This window comes from Micromonospora sp. NPDC049139, assembly GCF_055586845.1.
In genome coordinates this window covers 23421-40860 of record NZ_JBVJHK010000013.1, presented here as the reverse complement: position 1 = coordinate 40860, position 17440 = coordinate 23421, and the positions used below count along the sequence as shown (strand labels likewise).

The window sequence follows — 17440 nt, the reverse complement described above, 5'->3', positions numbered from 1 at the left end:
CGTACGACAGGCGTAGGAGGCGGCGGCACGCGATTCCAACAGGTGCCCGATGACCGGACGGCGCGCCGGCCATAGGTTCGGCGACGTGCGGTTGTCGGGTCGCGCCACGATCCCGCGGATCATCGGGCGTTTCGTGGTACCGGCCCTGTTCGCGGCGCTGTTCGCCGCCCCGCTGTGGTTCATGGTGGTCGGCTCGCTGCGCCCCGCCGGCCTGCCCCCGCCGCGTACCCTCGAACTCCTCCCGCCCGAGCCGACGGTGGCCGCCTACGCCCGGCTGCCCGAGCTGATCCCGCTGTTCCGCTACCTGGCGAACTCGGCGCTGGTCGTGGCGCTCGCCGTGCCGTTGACCGTCGCCGTGGCGTCGCTGACCGGTTTCGGGCTGCGGCTGCTCGCGCCGACGGCCCGTCGGCGGGTGGTCCTCGGCCTGCTGGCGGTGCTGCTCGTCCCGGCCACCGCCGTCTGGGCGACCCGCTTCGAGCTATTCCGCCTGGCCGGCGTGGTCGACACGTACGTCCCGCTGCTGGCCCCGGCGGTGCTCGCCGGCAGCCCGTTCCTGGTGCTGCTCTACGCCTGGAGCTTCGGCGGGGTGCCGGAGACCCAGCTCCAGGCGGCCCGCCTGGAGGGCGCCGGGTGGCTGACGGTCTGGCGGCGCGTCGCGATCCCCCAGGTGCGCCCGGCGACCCTCGCGGTGGCCGTGCTGGCCTTCACGTTCCACTGGTCCAACTTCATCGACCCGCTGTTGTACCTGCACAGCGGCGACCGGTACACCTATCCGCTCGGCCTGCAGTTCCTGCGGCTGTTGAACCCCACGGACTGGCCACTGCTGATGGCCGGCTGCGTGGTCGCGACCGTCCCGTGCGTGCTGGTGTTCCTGCTGGCCCAGCGGATCCTGCTGCACGACGACCCCCTGGCCGCGCTGAGATCTGGAGGACGCAGGTGACGAACACCCGGGCACGACGGTGGATCGGCCTGGTCATGGCCGCCCTGCTGGCCGGCTACGCCGCCGGCTGCGGCGGCGGCGGGGACCGCGCCGACGACGCGTCGGGCATCACCGTCGTGCTGTTCGGCGACGCCGAGGAGGTCGCCGGCTACCGCCGCATGGTGGCCGCGTTCGAGGAGGCCCACCGCGACGTCGACGTCAACCTCTCCCCCGTCGCCGGCCAGGACGAGCTGATGGCCCGGCTGACCACCTCGTTCGCCGGGGGCAGGCCGCCGGACGTGTTCCTGCTCAACTACCGCCGCTACGGGCAGTTCGCCGCGCAGGGAGCGATCGAGCCGGCGCAGTCCTACCTGGAGCGCAGCACCGTGCTCAAGGAGAGCGACTTCAGCCCCCAGGCGCTGGACGCCTTCCGCTTCGACGGCACGGCCCTGACCTGCCTGCCGCAGAACCTCTCCTCGCTGGTCGTCTACTACAACGCCGACCTGTTCGCCGCCGCCGGCGTGCCGCTGCCGAAGGCCGGCTGGACCTGGGACGACTTCCTGGGCGCCGCCCGCGCGCTGACCCGCGACGGCCGCTACGGGGTGGGCGTGGAGCCGTCCGTGCCCCGGCTCGCGCCGTTCGTCTGGTCCAACCGCGGCGAGCTCGTCGACGACCCGGCCCGCCCCACCACCCTGACCCTCACCCGGGACCCGGCCACCCGCAGGGCCGTCGACTGGTTCCTCGACCTGCAACTCACGCACCACGTCGTGCCGCCGGACGCCGAGGAGCAGAGCGAGTCGAGCGAGGCCCGGTTCCTGCGCGGCACCCTGGGCATGTACCTCAACAGCCGGGTGGCCGTGCCGACGCTGCGCACCATCGACGGCTTCACCTGGGACGTGGCGCCGCTGCCGGTCGCGCCGGGCGGCGTGCCCGCGTCGATCCTGCACAGCGACGCCTACTGCATGGGCGCCGGCCTGCCCGACCACGACGACGCCTGGCGGTTCATCGAGTTCGCGATGGGCCCGGCCGGCCAGCGGATCCTGGCCGAGTCCGGCCGCACCGTGCCATCCCGGCTCGACGTCGCCAACTCACCGGCGTTCCTCGACCCGGCCGCGCCGCCGAAGTCGTCGCGGGTCTACCTCGACGCCGCGCCGCACCTGCGCGCCACCCCACGCACCGCCACCTGGTCCCGGGTGGAACGGGAGGCCGGCACGCTGCTGGAGGAGGTATTCTACGGCCGGGTCGGGCGCGAGGAGGGGCTGCGCCGGCTGGAGGAGCAGAGCCGGCCGTTGTTCGCCCTGCCGACGGGAGCGGGCGGGTGACCGGACGCGGGGCGATCCGGCTGGAGTCGCTGACCAAGGTGTACGGGCGGACCACCGCCGTCGACGGGATCGACCTGGACGTGCGGGCCGGCGAGATGATCACCCTGGTCGGGCCGTCGGGCTCCGGGAAGTCCACCGTCCTGCGGCTGATCGCCGGACTGGACCGGCCGGACCGCGGCCGGGTCGTGGTCGACGGCCGGGACGTCGCCCTGGTGCCGCCGCAGCGGCGGGCCGTGGCGATGGTCTTCCAGGACTACGCCCTCTACCCACACCTCACCGCGCTGGGCAACCTGACGTTCGGCCTGCGGGTGCGCCGGGTCCCCCGCGCCGAGGCCGACCGGCGGGCCTACGCCGCCGCCGAGCGGCTGGGGATCGCCGACCTGCTCGTTCGGCACCCCGACGAGATGTCCGGCGGGCAGCGCCAGCGTGTCGCCCTGGCCCGCGCCCTGCTGCGCGAGCCCAGCGTCTACCTGCTCGACGAGCCGCTGGCCAGCCTGGACGCGCCGCTGCGCTTCGCCACCCGGGCCGACCTGCTCGCCCTGCACCGTGACCTCGGCACCACGACCGTCCACGTCACGCACGACCAGGCCGAGGCGATGACCCTCGGCGACCGGGTGGTCGTCCTCGACGGCGGCCGGATCCGGCAGGTCGGGCCGCCGCAGCAGGTCTACGACGAGCCCGCCGACACCTTCGTGGCCGGCTTCCTCGGCAGCCCGCCGATGAACCTGGTGCCCGGCGGCGGCACGCTGGGCGGCCAGCCCGGCGTGACCCTCGGCGTACGGCCGGAGGACCTGGCGCTCGACGCCGAGGGCCCGGTCGAGGCGACCGTCGAGGCGGTGGAGGCGCTCGGCAGCGAGGCCGTCCTGCTGACCCGGTGCCCCGACGGCACCCGCCTCGTCGTGCGGACCGGGCCGCGGCCGGGCGTACGGCCGGGCGACCCGGTGCGGCTACGCCCCGACCCGGACCGGATCCACCGCTTCGACACCGCCACCGGGCGGCGCCGGTGAAGGCGGTCCGGGCCGGCCGGCAGCTCACCGCCTGGGCGTTCCTCGCCCCGTACGCCGTGGCGGTCGCGCTGCTGGTCGCCCTGCCCGCGCTGCTCAACGTCGGGTACGCGTTCACCGACCACACCGGGCTCACCCGGGACCCGCAGTTCGTGGGCCTGGCCAACGTACGCCGGATGCTGGCCGACGGTTTCCTGCTCGACAGCGTGCAGGCGTCCCTGACGCACGTGGCGCTGGCCGTGCCGGTCCGGCTGCTCGCCGCCGTGGGGCTCGGCCTGCTGCTCGCCGCGCCCCGGCCGGGCGGGCGGTGGTTCCGGGTCGCGGTCTACCTGCCGACGGTCGTCCCCGACGTCGCCCTGGCCGTGCTGTTCCTGTGGGTGCTCAACCCGCTCTACGGCCCGCTCAACCAGGTGCTCGGGCTGTTCGGCCATCCCGGCTTCACCTGGCTGTCGGACCCGACCACGGCACGGGTGGCGGTGGTCCTGATGCTGGCGTTCCCGATCGGCGAGGGCTTCGTCGTCGTCCTCGCCGCCCGCCGGATGCTCGACGGCCGGCTCTACGAGGCGGCGGCGCTGGAGGGCTGCGGCCCGCTCGGCCAGCTACGCCGGCTCACGCTGCCGCTGCTGGCTCCCGTGCTGGTGCTGCTGGCGGTCCGGGACACGATCCTCACCCTCCAGGTGAACTTCGTCCCGGCGTACGTGCTCACCGACGGCCGGCCCGCCAACGCCACGCTCTACCTGCCCGTCTACATCTTCGACCAGGCCTTCGAGTTCTCCGGCTTCGCGTACGGCGCGCTCATCTCGACGGCGCTGATGGCGCTCACGGCGGTCGTCATCGCCGCCCTGCTGCTGATGGTGCGCCGCTGGCGGGTGCTGCGGTGAGGTGGCATCCTGCTGCGATGAGACTCCGGGTGTTCGCGGTCGCCGCCACGATCCCGCTGCTCGTCGCCTGCGGCGGGACGGACGCCCCGCAGGCGACGGGGCGGGGCCCCGGGATGCTGGCGAACCTGCCCAGTTGCGACCGGGTGCCGCTGGACACCGAGCCGGAGGTCGACGCCCGGGTCACCGGCCTGGTGCTGCCCGACGGCGCGCGCGTCACCTCGGTGGTGGCGCAGGGCGCCCTGACGACGGTCGAGGCCACCGTCCGGATGACCCCGCTGGACGTACGCGCCCACTACGAGGGCCGCACCGACGTCGAGCTGCTGCGCGTCGAGGACGAGGTCTTCGAGGCCGAGGTGCTGACCCGGGCGCAGCAGCGGCGGATGTACCTGCGGGCCGGCGCGCTCTGCGCCGACGGCACCACGCTGACCGCGGTGGTGGGGCCGGACTCGGAGGACGCGGGACTGCCGGAGTTCCAGCGCGGATAGCGACGGCGCTCGACAGGTGTCCTAACCCGACGACCGGAATCCCAACAGTTGCCGGGTGACGCCGGTCACCGTGCTGTCTACCGTGCGACGCACGACCGGATCTCGGTCGCACCCGCACACGGACGGGAGATCCGCATGAGTCCCACCCTCGTCCGAGGTAGACGCGTCCTGCCGGTGGCAGCAGCCCTGGCGCTGCTGACGGCGGCCGCGTTGACGACCTCGATACCGTCGGCCCGCGGCGAGGAGTCGCTGGCCACCAGCAGCCCCACCGGGCCGATGGAGCTGCCCGCCGAGTGGATGACCGCCCAGCGGCTCAGCGACGGCAGCACAGACCTGTCCGCCGCCAAGTACGCGAAGGCCCGCGGCGAGGCGAACCAGCTCGCCGCCCGCACCCGCAGCGCCTACCGCGACCTCGCCGGGGAGCAGTGGCGCTTCTTCGGCCCGAGCAACATCGGCGGCCGGGTGGTCGACATCGCCGTCGATCCGCAGGTCGCCGACCAGATCTTCATCGCCGCCGCCTCCGGCGGCATCTGGCGCTCCGCCGACGCGGGTGCCACCTTCGAGCCGGCCTGGCCCGACGGTGGGACGCAGAGCATGGGCGCGGTCGCGATGACCACCGACGGTGTGCTCTTCGCCGGCACGGGCGAGGCGCAGCCGGGCGGCGGTTCGATCACCTTCGGCGGCGACGGCGTCTACCGGTCGCGGGACCGGGGCCGGACGTGGCAGCGCGTCGGCCTGGCGAACAGCCACGCCATCGCCCGGTTCGCCATCGACCCGGGCAACCAGGACCGGATCTTCGCCGCGGCCGCCGGCAACCTGTTCGTGCCGGGCGGCGAGCGGGGCGTCTACCTCTCCGAGGACGGCGGCGACACCTGGCGGCAGGCCCTCGCCCCGCCGAACGCCACCACCGGCGCGACGGAGGTCCTCATCGATCCGCGGAACCCGAACCGGGTGTACGCGGCGATGTGGGACCACCTGCGCGAGCCGCACCAGCGCACCTACGGCGGGCCCGGCTCCAGCCTGTGGCGCTCCGACGACGGCGGACGGACGTGGGAGCGGATGACCACCGGGCTGCCGACCGACGCCGACCAGGGCCGCTGGGGTCTCGCCCTCGCCCCGAGCGACCCGGACCGGCTGTACGCGTACGTCGGCACCGCCCTCGGCCCGTTCCGCGCCTTCTACCGCTCCGACGACGGCGGCGACACCTGGACGCAGACCCCGGTCAACGCCAACCAGGCGTCCCAGTCCACCTTCAGCTGGTGGTTCGGCAAGCTGTTCGTCGACCCGGCCGACGCCGACCACGTGTTCCTCACCGGGGTCAACCTGCGCCGCTCCACCGACGGCGGGCAGAGCTTCGGCAACGTCGGCGGCGTGCACGCCGACCAGCACGTGCTGCGCTGGGATCCCAAGGTGCCGGGCCGGGCCTACCTCGGCAACGACGGCGGCTTCTACCGCTCCGACGCCAACGGGGTGAGCGGCTGGGTCAAGTCCACGTACGAGCCGTACACCCAGTTCTACACGGTGGACGTCGCGCAGACCGACCCGGCGCTGAAGGTCGGCGGCGCCCAGGACAACGGCTGCAACCGTGGCTACAACGGCGTGGGCGGCCCGTGGAACGCCATCGGCTGCGGCGACGGCCTCCAGGTGATCATCCATCCGGAGAACCCGAACATCGTCTTCGGCTGCAGCCAGTACGGCTCCTGCTACCGCTCGGAGAACGCCGGCGCCGCGCCGCGCCAGTCCATCGGCCCCGGCCAGACGACCTCGGACCGGCGCAACTGGCTCACCCCGCTGCAGTTCGACCCGAGCGACCCGGACGTCATGTACTACGCGGGCAACGTCGTCAACCGGTCGACGGACAACGGCCGCACCTGGACGGCGATCAGCCCGGACCTCACCGGCGGCGGGCCGAACGACCCGTCGGGCTACCCGTGGGGCACGATCACCACGATCGCGGCGGCCCCCACCGACGGCGACAAGCTCTACGTCGGCACGGACGACGGCAGGCTGTGGTGGACCGACGACCTCGGGGGCACCTGGACCCAGGTCGACCCCGCGCAACTGCCCGGCACCTGGGTGACCCGGGTGGCGGCGCACCCCACGGACGCCAACATCGCCTACGCCACGTTCTCCGCGTTCCGCTCCGGCAGCGACCGCGCGCACGTCATGATGACCCGCGACGGCGGCCGCACCTGGACGGACATCGGCGGGGGGCTGCCCGACGCGCCGGTCAACTCCGTGGTGCCGACCGCCGACGGCCTGTTGCTGGTCGGCACCGACGTCGGGGTGTTCGTGTCGGCGTGGAACGGCGGCGAGTGGGCCTCCCTCGGCGGGGAACTGCCGGCGGCGGCCGTGATGTACCTGCGCTACCACGAGCCGACCCGGCAGCTCACCGCCGCGACGTTCGGACGGGGTGTCCACGACCTCACCGTGCCGCGGTGCCCGGCGGCGTCGACCCGGCTGCCGCTGCGCGAACCGGGCGTCGGCGTGGTCGGCGTGCTCGCCTCGTGCCGCGCGGCGTGACCCGCTGAACGCGGGGGCGGGTGTGCGTCGCACTCCCGCCCCCGCACACGCGCGGGGCCTCCGCCCGACATGGCGGAGGCCCCGTTTACTGCCGTCAGACCGGGCCGGTCAGCACCAGCCGCTGATCGGGCCGTTCACGCCGGTCCACAGGTAGGCGTCGGAGACCCAGGTGCCGTCGCTGAGCCGGTTCCACAGCGACGTGGTGCCGTACCGCCCGGTGTGGGAGGTGCCGTTGGCGGAGCAGGAGACGGTGACCGTCGCGCCGTCACCCACCGAGCCGAGCACGGCGTAGCCGGTGCCGGGGCCGGACCGCTTGGTCAGCGAGCCTCCGCCGTTGGCGTCGACGACCGCCTGGTTGAAGCCCAGCGCGCCGTAGTTGTAGATCGCGCTACCGGCGCCCCGCCAGGTCGAGCCGTGCCGCGCGCCGCCCTGGTAGGCCGAGGCACCGTTTTCGAACACCCACTTGCCGAGGCCGTGGCCGGCGATGGGCACGTAGGCGCTGTTCTGCCGCAGCCCGAAGTGGACGTGCCGGCCGTAGGCGGCCCCGCCGCAGGTGACGTCGGTGCCCGTGTAGCCCAGGTAGGCGCCCTGGCCGACGGCGGCGCCGTTGACCGAGATGCTGCTCCACAGGTGGTAGTAGTCGGTGGAGTAGCCGCGGTCGTGGATCACCCGGATCCACCCCCGGCACATCGTGTACGCCGTGCCGGCCCGGGCCGCGCGGACCACCTCGTCGCCGCCCGCGAGGTCGATCGAGCTGTACGGCGTCTCGTAGCCGCCCCAGCCGTGCGGGCCGCTGGTCAGTGTCCAGGTCTGGCCGACCGCGAACGGTAGGGCCATGCCGGTCCGGTAGTCGCCGCCCGCGTACATCGTGCCCGGGGTGCGGGTGAAGACCTCCTTCTCCTGCTTGCCGACCAGGGGCGACTCGGCGGCCAACTCGCCGAACTCCGCCTCGCCGTCGAAGCTCACCTGCCACCCGCCGGCCTCGGCGTGAGCGATGAAGATCGCGCCGGTCGGGTGGATGTCCTCCTCGTGGGAGGTGACGGCGACGGCAGTGCCGAAGGCCCAGCTGCCGCTCTTGCGGGTGACGGTGATCCGCGTGTCGGCTGCCTCGGCGTGTGCCTCGCCGGCGGCCCGGGCCTGCCCGAGCAGCTTGGCGGTCACGGCCTGCTCGACGCTCGCCCGGGCCGGGTCCGGCGTGGGCGCGGCGGCGTGCGCAGCGGTGCCCGCGACCAGGAGTTCCGTCGCCAGGAGGGCCGTGGCAATGCCGGCCCATCGTCTGATGTGCACCATTGACGACCTCTTTCAAATCGAAGGACATCGCTAAGTGGTGCTGACGATAGACAGAACCAAGAACATTGTCTACATGTTGACACGCTGGCAATGAAGGTATGTTTCGGCCCGCCGGCCGCGTCGGCGAGGCGCGGCCGGCGGACGCCCGAGTGCCCGGGCAGGGCAGCCGGCGGGTGGTCAGGCGATGCGGCGGATACGGCGGACGGCCAGAAGGAGCAGTAGCGCCGCGAGCGCGACGAAGATGCCGGTCTCGATGCCCTGGAACAGCCAGAACCGGCTCTCGGGCTGGTAGAGCCACCAGTTGTAGGCGCCCGGCCCGAGGCCCAGGTCGGCGCCGCAGTCCCGCCCGTCGGGGCCTGTGGCACCGGGCGGGCAGATCACCTGGGCGTTGGGTGCGACGAGTTTGCCGTTGGCGTCGTGGACGCCGTTGGCGAGGATCCAGTCGCGTCCCCCGATGGCGAGCCTGTCGGTGGAGCCCTGCACCGGGTAGGTCAGCTCGCGGGCGGGCAGGTAGCGGGGCCTGGCCAGCGCGGCCACGGCGACGCGCAGGCCGAGGAAACCGACCAGCGTGCCGGCCATGGCGGGCAGCGCCCGGGGCCAGACGGTGCCGGCGAAGACGCCCAGCGCGACCGCGAAGAGGGTGTACCCGATCGGCACCACGCCCTGCATGTCGAAGAAGAACGCATCGAACCGGCTCTGCCGCCAGCCCTGGTTGAGCGGGGTCAGCCACCAGGACATGCCCAGCCCGTAGGCGACGGAGACGAGCAGCGCGGCGGCTCCCACGAACCCGAACTTGACCAGCGCCCAGCGTTGCCGGCTGACGCCCTGGGTCCAGACGAACCGGTGGGTGCCCTGCTCGACCTCGCGGGCGATCAGCGGGGCGCCCCAGAACAGGCCGACCAGCAGCGGCAGCACGAGGAAGAGGATGCCCGCCAGGCTCAGCGTGCCGAACTGGTCGTGGAACTGGTTGAAGGCCCGGTCGCAGGTCTCGCCGAGCCCCGGCGTCGGGCCCGGGTCGCCCGCGGCGACGCACTTCGGCAGGCCGTAGTCGTCGAAGGCGTCGCGCATCGCCAGGCCACTGATGATTATGAACGCGCCGAGGACCGCGAGCCCGCCCAGGGCGAACAGCGCGTCCCTGCGGTGTTGCCGCCAGGTCAGCCAGATCATGCCGGCACCCCCCATTCCTCGTGGCTGGCCTGCGCGTCGCCGTCGGCGAGGTAGGCCAGGATGACGTCCTCCAGGGACACGCCCCGCACGCTCCACCGCGGGTCGGCGACGGGCCCGTCGGCGCGCACCAGCAGGGTCGACTGCCGGTCGGTGTGGCTCGCCCGCACGACGTCGGCGACGCCCGGGATCGGCTCGCCGCCGTGCCGGGGGCCGATCAGGCGCCGGTGCGCGGCGACCAGGTCCTCGACCGCGCCAGCGAGCCGCACCTGGGCGGCGTTCAGCACGATCAGGTGGTCGCAGACCCGTTCCACGTCCGCCAGCAGGTGCGAGGAGAGCAGCACGGTGGTGCCGGAGTCGGCCACGCTGCCCATCAGGGTCTGCAGGAACTCCCGCCGGGCGAGCGGGTCGAGGCTGGCCACCGGCTCGTCGAGCAGCAGCAGCCGGGGCCGCTTCGCCAGGGCGAGGGCGAGCGCCACCTGGGCCCGCTGCCCACCGGAGAGCTTGCCGACCGGCTTGTTCGGCGGGATGCCGAGATCCGCCAGGCGGGAACGCGCCATCGCCGCGTCCCAGCGGCGGTTCAGCCTGCCGCCCGCCGTGATCAGCTCGGCCGCGGTGAAGTCCCGGTACAGCGGCGTGTCCTGGGCGACGAAGCCGATGTCGGCCAACGCCGCCGGGTTGTCGTAGGGGGGCTCGCCGAACAGCCGCACCGCCCCGGCGTCGGGCCGCAGCAGGCCCACCGCCAGGTGCAGCAGCGTGCTCTTGCCCGCCCCGTTGGGCCCGACCAGGGCGGCGATCCGCCCGGCCGGCAAACGGAACGAGCAGTCCCGCAGCGCCCAGTGTCTCCCGTACCGTTTGCCCAGCTGGTCGGTCTCCAGCACGGCCTCCATGGCGTGTCCTCTCATCCTGCCGACGTGGCGTTCTGCGGCGGGGCTTCGACCGGGAGCGTGGCCCGCATGGTCGTCTCCACCAGGGCGGTGATGTCCTCGGGCGTCAGTTCGGCCGCCTGCGCGCGGTGCAGCCAGGCCACCAGCTCCGCCCGCAGTTCGGCCTGGTTGGGCAGGGACGCTCCGGCGAGGGTGCGCCTGACGAAGGTGCCGACGCCCGGCCGCCCCTCCGCGAGGCCCTCGATCTCCAGCTCGCGGTACGCCTTCAGCACCGTGTTGGGGTTGATGGCCAGCGACTGCGCGACGTCGCGGACCTTGGGCAACTGGTCCCCGGGGACCAGCAACCCCACCCGCAGGGCCTGTTTCACCTGCTGCACGAGCTGCATGTAGGTGTTCACCTTCGACCGGCCGTCCAACACGAACTCGATCACCCGCCGCGCCTCCCCTATTGTCTTACGACAGTAGGACTATAGAACAAGTTGGCGCCGACGGAAGCCCCCTTCCAACGGGGGAGGATGTCAGACCAGGCCGGCGACGGCGCCTATCGCGGTGATGGCGACCGACACCTGCTCGGCGAGAGGACCGTCGACCGGCCACGAGCCGTCCGGGCGCTGGGTGGCGGTGAGCCGCCGGACCACGGCGCGGAACACGGGATGGTCCGGGGGCAGCAACGCCGTCCGCAGTGCGCATCCGGCGCGGGCGACGTCGGCCGGCGGCGCGTCGAGCAGCCGCCGCGCCAGGATGTCCAGTCCCTGGTCCGCCTCCTCGCGCAGCCCCACCGCCCACAGCAGGGCGGCGGCGAGCCAGGTGGTGGTGAGGCACGACGGCCAATTGCCTGAGGCTTCCACGGCCTCGCGCACCGCCCGGGCGGCCCGCCCGGCCGCCTCGGGCCGGTCCAGGACCGCCAGGCACCAGCCGACGTAGGCGGGCAGGTAGAGCGGGTCCTGCGACGGCAGGTGCCCGGCGTCCACGGCGGAGCGCACCGTGCCGTCCGGCGCGACCAGCGCGGCGAGCCAGTCGGCGCAACGGTCCACCCGTGAGCTGTACCGCAGGTCCAACTCGATGATCCGGGCGAGCCGTTCGCACGTCGCCGCCACGGAGGGGAGGCCGGCCGACCAGGGCGCCGGGAAACCGCCCTCGGGAGACTGGTCGGCGAACAGCGCGTCCGCCACGTCCAGCGGCGCCGGCCACACCCCGGTCAGCACCGTCGCCAGCCGATGCCCGTCGGACTCGTCACCGTGCGCGATCACCCACTCGACCGCCGCGCCATTGTCGATCACGAGCCGAACCTAACCCAACCCTCACCCGTGCAGGTACGCGAGGACCGCCAGCACCCGGCGGTTGTCGTCGTCCGACGGCGGCAGCCCCAGCTTGCTGAAGATGTTGTTGATGTGCTTGCTGACCGCCTTCTCGGTGACGAACAGCCGCCCGGCGATCGCCGCGTTCGACCGACCCTCGGCCATCAGGCCCAGCACCTCCCGCTCCCGCGCGGTGAGTTCCCGCAGCGGCTGTGCCGTCGCGTTGCGGGCGAGGAGCTGGGAGACGACCTCCGGGTCCATCACCATGCCACCGCCGGCCACCCGGCGCACCGCGTCGACGAACTGGTCGACATTGGACACACGGTCCTTGAGCAGGTAGCCCACTCCCCCGCCACGGTCGGAGAGCAGCTCGCGGGCGTACAACTGCTCGACGTGCTGGGAGAGCACGAGGATCGGCAGGCCCGGCAGCCGGGTCCGGGCCTGCAACGCCGCCTGGAGCCCCTCGTCGGTGAAGGTCGGCGGCAGTCGCACGTCGACGACCGCGACGTCCGGGTGGTGCCGGACCAGCGCCGGCAGCACGGACGGCCCGTCGGCGACGGCCTCGACCACCTGGCAGCCGAACGCGTCGAGGATGCGCGTCAGCCCGTCCCGGAGGAGGGCGAGATCCTCCGCGATGACAACTCGCACGGCAGCTCCATGGTCACGACAGTCGGTCCGCCGGGCGGACTCGTCACGGTCATCGTGCCATCGAAGGCTGCCAGACGGCGTTGCACGCCCGACAGGCCGGTCCCGGAGTCCGGCGTCGCGCCGCCCCGGCCGTCGTCGCCGACCACCATGGTCAACCGACCGTCACGGTACGCCAGCCGGATCCACGCCCGCGCCGCGCCGCTGTGCTTGGTGACGTTGGCCAGCGCCTCGGCCACCGCGAAGTAGGCCGCCGACTCGACCGCGGCCGGCGGGCTGCCGGGCAGCGCGACGTCGAGCTCCACGGGCAGCGGCACGGCCAGCGCGAGCGCCCGCACGGCGCCGTCGAGTCCGCGTTCGGCCAGCACCGGCGGGTAGATGCCGCGGACCAGGTCGCGCAGCTCGACCAGGGCACGGCCGCTGGTCTCCTGCGCCTCGGTGAGCAGCCGCTGCGCCGCGGCCGGGTCGTCGGCCATCAGCTTCTCGGCCAGGCCGATGCTCATGCGCAGCGCGACGAGCCGGGCCTGCGCCCCGTCGTGCAGGTCGCGCTCGATCCGGCGCAGCTCCGCGGCCTGGGTGTCGACCGTGTCGGCCCGGGTGGCGGAGAGCTGCCGGACCCGCAACGCCAACTCCTGCGCCCGGGTCGGGGCCAGGAAGAACCCGGCGAAGCGGAAGTGCAGCCACACCAGCCACGGCGCGACCACCAGGCCGGCGAACAGGAACAACCATCCCTGGGGTACGGACAGCACCGCCTGCACGAGGTTGTCCATCGGCCAGAACACGCCGTAGCCGTACCAGCCGACGGTGAGGAACAGGACCAAGGGCAGCAGCAGGACGCCCTCCAGCCCGTACACCGGCAGGACGAACGCCAGCAGGCACGCCCCGCCGGTCACCATGCCCGGCATCAGCCAGGCCAGGTCCCGCCAGGTCGCCGGGTCACCGACCACCCAGCGGAACCGCCGCCAGGTGCCGAGCCGGGCGCCCTCGGGCGCCGGCGGGTACGGCGAGGCGATCGGCATGCCGTGCCACCCGGCCACCCGGCGTTGCAGCCCGGTCGACCACCGCACCAGCACGGTGACCGCGGGGAACAGCGCGAACCCGATGCCGAGGGCCGGGATGAGCGCGAGCGAGACCACCGACAGCACGAACAGCGCCACGTTGGTGGTCAGGCTGAGCAGGGCCACGGCCAGGCCCTGCACGGCGGCGAGCGCGCCGGGCCGGACCGACTGCCTGACGAACGCGCGTACGGAGCTGTCCACGGCGCCCATTCTCCGGCACCGGTCCCACCGGAATCGGTGGTGCTAGCACCACCCACGTTCGGGACCTGTCACCCCTGCCCCCGCCCCCCTCCGGTCGAAGGATCGAGGTGTGACCACAACCAGGCAGGAGAGACCCGACATGTCCCGGCGGCAACGACTGGCCGGCCTACCGTCCGGCCGACGCACCAAGTACGCGATGCTCGTCTTCTGGCTCGTCCTCGTCGCGGTGGCCGGGCCGCTGGCGATCAAGCTGACCGAGGTGCAGAACAACGACACCCTCGGGGCGCTGCCCGCCTCGGTGGAGGCCAGCCGCGCGGTGCAGCGGGCGGAGGCGGCGTTCCCCGACTCCCAGGCGCCCCTCGCGGTCGCCGTCTACGTGCGGGAGAGCGGGCTCACCGACGCCGACCGCGCGAAGGTCGACGGCGACCGGGCCGCGTACGCCGCGTACGCCGACGGCGGCCAGGTGTCGCCTTCGGTCCCGAGCGAGGACGGCAAGGCGGTGCTGGTGTCCTTCCCGGTCGCCGGCGACGACGAGCAGCGGGCCGACGCGGTGGCCGACATCAGAGACCGGCTGGCCGCCGACGCCCCCGACGGGCTGCGCACCGCGCTCACCGGCGAGGCCGGCGCCACCGAGGACGTCTTCGACGCGTTCGCCGGGATGGACACCGCCCTGCTGCTGGCGACCGCGGGCACCGTCGCGCTGCTGCTGCTCCTGACGTACCGCAGCCCGGTCCTGTGGCTGATCCCCCTCCTCACGGTCGCGCTGGCCAACCAGCTCGCCAGCGCGGTCGTCTACCTGCTGGCCGAGTACGGCGGCCTGGCGGTCGACTTCCAGAGCCAGAGCATCCTCACCGTGCTGGTCTTCGGTGTCGGCGTGGACTACGCCCTGCTGCTCATCGCCCGGTACCGGGAGGAGCTGCGCCGGCACGCCGACCGGCACGCGGCGATGGCCGTGGCGCTGCGGAGGTCGTTCGGCGCCATCTGCGCCTCGGCGGCGACCGTCGCGGTCGGCCTGCTGTGCCTGCTCGCCGCGCAGCTCCCGGCCACCCGGGGCCTGGGACCGGTCGGCGCGGTCGGCATCGCCGCGGCGTTCCTGGCCATGACCACGCTCCTGCCGGCCGTGCTGGTCATCTTCGGGCGCTGGCTGTTCTGGCCGTTCGTGCCCCGCCACACCCCCGACGCGGTCGTCGACGACGAGGCGTCCGGGCACGGGCTGTGGCGCCGCGTCGCCGGCGCCGTCGGCCGCCGCCCGCGCGTGGTGTGGCTGGGCACGGCGGCGGCGCTGGTCGCCCTCAGCTTCGGCATCGGCAACCTCAGCATCGGCATGCCGGCTGACCAGTCGTTCACCACCGAGGTCGGCTCGATCACGGGCCAGCGGATGATCGCCGCGCACTACCCGAGCGGCACCGTGGCCCCCGCCGAGATCCTGGCCACCGCCGGCACGGCCGACCAGGTGGTGGCCACCGCCCGTGCGGTGCCCGGGGTGGCCGAGGTCGGCGAGCCGCAGCTCTCCCCCGACGGCCGGTGGGTACGCGTCGCGGCCGTCCTCGCGGACACGCCGGACAGCGACGCCGCGCTGGACACCGTCGACCGGCTCCGCACCGCCGTGCACACGGTGCCGGACGCGCAGGCGCTGGTCGGCGGAGACACCGCGTACCTGCTCGACGAGGAACGCACCGTCGACCGCGACAACCGGGTCGTCGGCCCGCTGATCCTGGCGGTGGTGTTCGCCGTCCTGGTGCTGCTGCTGCGGGCCCTGGTCGCGCCGCTGCTACTGCTGGCGAGCGTGGTGCTGTCCTACGTCGCCGCGATGGGCGCGGCCGGGCTGATCCTCGACGCCATGGGCTATCCCAAGCTGTTCGTGGGGATCCCGCTGCAGACGTTCCTGTTCCTGGTCGCCCTCGGCGTGGACTACACGATCTTCCTGGCCACCCGGGCCAGGGAGGAGACGGCACGGCTCGGGCACCGCCGGGGCGTGCTGCACGCGCTGACGGTCACCGGCGGCGTCATCACCAGCGCGGGCGTGGTGCTGGCGGCCACCTTCGGCGCGCTCAGCGTGCTGCCGCTGGTGCCGTCGGTGCAGTCGGCCGTCATCGTCGGCGTCGGCGTGCTGCTGGACACGTTCCTCGTGCGCAGCCTGCTCGTGCCGGCCCTGGCGCTGGAGATCGGCCGCCGCACCTGGTGGCCGGGCGTGCTGTCGCGGCGAGGGTCACCGCCGGTGCGGACGCAGCCGGTCGAGCCGGCCGCGGCGGGGGCGTAACGCCCGGCCACCCCGCCACCGGGCGGGCGCCGGCCGTACCCAGAGCGGTACGGCCGGCGCCCGCCGGTCAACTGCCGCGCCGGTCGTGGGGCACGGTGACGGTCACCGCGCAGCCGACCGGGCGGCCGATCTCGTCGTGGCCCGCGTACGTCAGGGTGTAGACGCGGTCCCCGCCGGCGCCGTCGCGTTCCGCCCGCAGCCGGCCGCTGGTGTCCGGGCTGCCGAGGGTGAAGCCGCTGACGTCCGCGACGTCGCCGCCGGTCACCGCCGTCAGGGTGAGCGCGTTCGGGCCGAGGACGCCGTCACGCAGGTCCGCCGTCACGGTGACGTCGACCAGTTCGTGGTTCGGCGGCCACAGCACCGGCCGGTCCACCACGCAGTCCACCTCCCGGGCGGGCACCGGCTGGTCCAGGGTGGCGACGGCGTGGCCGATCGTCGCGGTGAGCCGCCCGCCGGCCTCGTAGTACATGTGCGCCGTGCGGCCGTCGAAGTAGAACGTCGGCGCGGCCGACCGCCCCAGGTCCGGCGCGGTGTTCATCGAGTCGTGCACGACGCCGAGGTGGACCTCCCGGTCGAAGTTCTCGCCGACGTCCACGGCGTGCATGTTGCCGTCGGCGGCGTGGAAGATCACCAGGTTGCGGCCGTTCCAGCGCAGGAAGAACGGCCCCGAGGCGTTCGGGCCCTCGATGCCCTGCGGGGTCACGATCGGGTCGGGCTGGATGGTCCACGTCCGCGCGTCCGGGGAGACGGCCCAGCGGATGCGTCGGGACACCGGCCCGGTCGGGCCCGGCAGCGCGGCCGTGGGATTGTCCATGAAGAGCGTCAGGTACCGGCTGCCCAGCCGCGGCACCGCCTGCTCGAACACGCGGGCGTACGAGGTCTCCCCACCGGTGCTGTGGTCCCGGCTGACCGCCGTCCCGCCGTAGCTGAAGTGGATGCCGTCGTCCGAGGTGGCGTACCGGGTGATCGAGTTCTCGCCGTGGAAGTAGAGGAACAACTTCCGCTCGCCCTCGACCCAGATCGCGTGCGGCGAGGAGATGTGGCTGACCGTGGCGTAGTGGGGCAGCCAGGTGTTGCTGATCAACGGGTTGGCCTGGTACTCGGTCCACGGGCCGTCGATCGAGTCGGAATACGCCAGGGCGATCCCGCCGGGCCGCTCGTGGGGCGCGTAGTACAGGTAGTAGGTGCCCAGCGGCTCGGAGAAGTAGTCGGCGGCCCGGATGACGCTCGGGAAGATGAACTCGTTCGTCGGGTTGTAGGTGAGGGCGCTCTTGTCGAACGCGGTGCCCGCGTAGGTGAAGCGGGGGAAGTCCGGTGCCGGGTCGGCGGCGGCCGGAGCGGCACCGGCCACGGCGGCGACCAGGAGGCCCACGCCGGCTGCCGCCACGGCGGCGCGGCTGGGCACTCGGACGGGTGCTTTCGTCATGGCTGCTCCTGCTCTTTTTCGGGGGTGGTGGGGGCGCTCCCCGGCCGGCCCGGGCGGGGAGCCGGTGCGGGGGCCGT

Annotated in this window: 15 protein-coding genes; 7 read left to right on the top strand and 8 right to left on the bottom strand. The window is 73.6% G+C overall.

Going from position 1 to position 17440, the window contains the following annotated elements; genetic code table 11:
• The first annotated feature begins 49 nt into the window (after window positions 1-49).
• The 6 genes from ACZ6Q9_RS21330 to ACZ6Q9_RS21305 all read left to right on the top strand — a co-directional run bounded on the left by ACZ6Q9_RS21330 (window position 50) and on the right by ACZ6Q9_RS21305 (window position 7134).
• Window positions 50-940: a carbohydrate ABC transporter permease gene (locus tag ACZ6Q9_RS21330; RefSeq protein WP_396829997.1), complete on the top strand. Its 891-nt coding sequence runs from the start codon at window positions 50-52 to the stop codon at window positions 938-940.
• Entirely contained in the window at window positions 937-2241 is a 1305-nt protein-coding gene (locus ACZ6Q9_RS21325; RefSeq protein ID WP_396829996.1) for an ABC transporter substrate-binding protein, read from the top strand. Before ACZ6Q9_RS21330 ends, ACZ6Q9_RS21325 begins: the two co-directional genes overlap by 4 nt.
• A complete protein-coding gene (locus ACZ6Q9_RS21320; protein ID WP_396829995.1) occupies window positions 2238-3248 on the top strand; it encodes an ABC transporter ATP-binding protein in 1011 nt (336 codons plus the stop codon). Before ACZ6Q9_RS21325 ends, ACZ6Q9_RS21320 begins: the two co-directional genes overlap by 4 nt.
• A complete protein-coding gene (locus ACZ6Q9_RS21315) occupies window positions 3245-4126 on the top strand; it encodes a carbohydrate ABC transporter permease (protein WP_393458594.1) in 882 nt (293 codons plus the stop codon). The genes ACZ6Q9_RS21320 and ACZ6Q9_RS21315 overlap by 4 nt, the downstream gene beginning before the upstream one ends.
• A 17-nt stretch (window positions 4127-4143) precedes the next feature.
• Window positions 4144-4611: a hypothetical protein gene (locus ACZ6Q9_RS21310; RefSeq protein ID WP_396829994.1), complete on the top strand. Its 468-nt coding sequence runs from the start codon at window positions 4144-4146 to the stop codon at window positions 4609-4611.
• Window positions 4612-4746: 135 nt separating this feature from the next.
• Complete coding sequence (locus ACZ6Q9_RS21305; RefSeq protein WP_396829993.1) at window positions 4747-7134, top strand: WD40/YVTN/BNR-like repeat-containing protein; 2388 nt, start codon at window positions 4747-4749, stop codon at window positions 7132-7134.
• Window positions 7135-7242: 108 nt separating this feature from the next.
• Here the strand turns inward: ACZ6Q9_RS21305 and ACZ6Q9_RS21300 are convergent, their stop codons facing one another.
• The 7 genes from ACZ6Q9_RS21300 to ACZ6Q9_RS21270 all read right to left on the bottom strand — a co-directional run bounded on the left by ACZ6Q9_RS21300 (window position 7243) and on the right by ACZ6Q9_RS21270 (window position 13686).
• Window positions 7243-8424, bottom strand: a complete 1182-nt coding sequence (locus ACZ6Q9_RS21300; RefSeq protein ID WP_396829992.1) for a peptidoglycan DD-metalloendopeptidase family protein — start codon at window positions 8422-8424, stop codon at window positions 7243-7245.
• Between the two features lie 177 nt (window positions 8425-8601).
• Window positions 8602-9591 (bottom strand): ABC transporter permease, encoded by a 990-nt coding sequence (locus ACZ6Q9_RS21295; RefSeq protein ID WP_393458606.1) that lies wholly within the window; start codon window positions 9589-9591, stop codon window positions 8602-8604.
• Window positions 9588-10478 (bottom strand): ABC transporter ATP-binding protein, encoded by an 891-nt coding sequence (locus tag ACZ6Q9_RS21290; RefSeq protein ID WP_393458609.1) that lies wholly within the window; start codon window positions 10476-10478, stop codon window positions 9588-9590. The genes ACZ6Q9_RS21295 and ACZ6Q9_RS21290 overlap by 4 nt, the downstream gene beginning before the upstream one ends.
• 11 nt (window positions 10479-10489) lie before the next feature.
• The gene (locus tag ACZ6Q9_RS21285) at window positions 10490-10906 is read right to left on the bottom strand and encodes a GntR family transcriptional regulator (RefSeq protein ID WP_357464228.1); all 417 of its coding nucleotides are present in this window, start codon (window positions 10904-10906) and stop codon (window positions 10490-10492) included.
• An 87-nt stretch (window positions 10907-10993) separates the two neighbouring features.
• The gene (locus ACZ6Q9_RS21280; protein ID WP_393458612.1) at window positions 10994-11755 is read right to left on the bottom strand and encodes a prenyltransferase/squalene oxidase repeat-containing protein; all 762 of its coding nucleotides are present in this window, start codon (window positions 11753-11755) and stop codon (window positions 10994-10996) included.
• 21 nt (window positions 11756-11776) lie between these two features.
• A complete protein-coding gene (locus ACZ6Q9_RS21275) occupies window positions 11777-12421 on the bottom strand; it encodes a response regulator transcription factor (RefSeq protein WP_357464222.1) in 645 nt (214 codons plus the stop codon).
• Entirely contained in the window at window positions 12373-13686 is a 1314-nt protein-coding gene (locus ACZ6Q9_RS21270; RefSeq protein ID WP_393267076.1) for a sensor histidine kinase, read from the bottom strand. Before ACZ6Q9_RS21270 ends, ACZ6Q9_RS21275 begins: the two co-directional genes overlap by 49 nt.
• A gap of 100 nt (window positions 13687-13786) precedes the next feature.
• On the opposite strand from ACZ6Q9_RS21270, the gene ACZ6Q9_RS21265 reads away from it, so the two are divergent.
• Window positions 13787-15937 carry an MMPL family transporter gene (locus ACZ6Q9_RS21265; protein WP_396829990.1) on the top strand — a complete coding sequence of 717 codons (2151 nt, stop codon included), beginning with the start codon at window positions 13787-13789 and terminating at the stop codon, window positions 15935-15937.
• A gap of 67 nt (window positions 15938-16004) precedes the next feature.
• On the opposite strand, the gene ACZ6Q9_RS21260 is transcribed toward ACZ6Q9_RS21265, so the two are convergent.
• Window positions 16005-17363: a hypothetical protein gene (locus tag ACZ6Q9_RS21260; protein WP_396829989.1), complete on the bottom strand. Its 1359-nt coding sequence runs from the start codon at window positions 17361-17363 to the stop codon at window positions 16005-16007.
• Window positions 17364-17440: the final 77 nt, after the last annotated feature.

What these genes read in the sequence shown, in the direction of transcription:
- ACZ6Q9_RS21305 (WP_396829993.1), top strand. Translation starts at nt 4,747, where the DNA reads ATGAGTCCCACCCTCGTCCGAGGTAGACGCGTCCTGCCGGTGGCAGCA.
- ACZ6Q9_RS21295 (WP_393458606.1), bottom strand. Translation starts at nt 9,591, where the DNA reads ATGATCTGGCTGACCTGGCGGCAACACCGCAGGGACGCGCTGTTCGCC.
- ACZ6Q9_RS21260 (WP_396829989.1), bottom strand. Translation starts at nt 17,363, where the DNA reads ATGACGAAAGCACCCGTCCGAGTGCCCAGCCGCGCCGCCGTGGCGGCA.
- ACZ6Q9_RS21290 (WP_393458609.1), bottom strand. Translation starts at nt 10,478, where the DNA reads ATGGAGGCCGTGCTGGAGACCGACCAGCTGGGCAAACGGTACGGGAGA.
- ACZ6Q9_RS21270 (WP_393267076.1), bottom strand. Translation starts at nt 13,686, where the DNA reads ATGGGCGCCGTGGACAGCTCCGTACGCGCGTTCGTCAGGCAGTCGGTC.
- ACZ6Q9_RS21310 (WP_396829994.1), top strand. Translation starts at nt 4,144, where the DNA reads ATGAGACTCCGGGTGTTCGCGGTCGCCGCCACGATCCCGCTGCTCGTC.
- ACZ6Q9_RS21330 (WP_396829997.1), top strand. Translation starts at nt 50, where the DNA reads ATGACCGGACGGCGCGCCGGCCATAGGTTCGGCGACGTGCGGTTGTCG.
- ACZ6Q9_RS21300 (WP_396829992.1), bottom strand. Translation starts at nt 8,424, where the DNA reads ATGGTGCACATCAGACGATGGGCCGGCATTGCCACGGCCCTCCTGGCG.